Source organism: Mesorhizobium sp. Arg314 (assembly GCF_053714275.1).
The window spans coordinates 1-239 of sequence record NZ_JBSKBP010000374.1 but is presented as its reverse complement, the minus strand read 5'-3'; the positions used below and the strand labels follow the sequence as shown (position 1 = coordinate 239).

At 62.3% G+C, this 239-nt stretch carries 1 protein-coding gene; it reads left to right on the top strand.

Annotated features, from left to right (window positions below):
- On the top strand, positions 1-239 hold a 239-nt coding region (locus ACWGS9_RS35925; protein ID WP_454509576.1), incomplete at both ends, for an aminotransferase class III-fold pyridoxal phosphate-dependent enzyme.

Below are 239 nucleotides of genomic sequence, written 5' to 3'. Positions count from 1 at the left end.
GGTGCAGAGATCTGGGATGTGGAGGGACGGCGCTATATCGACTTCCTGAGCGGAATGGGTGCTCTCGCGGTCGGACACTCGCATCCGAAGGTCGTCGCCGCCATACAGGCCCAGCTGACCAAGTTCAGCCACACCTTCTTTGGCACCGCTCCGTATGAGAGTTACCTTGCCGTAGCTGAGCGGTTGAACCAGCGTTGCAAGGTGGGCGGGCGGGCCAAGACCCTGCTCGTCACGACCGG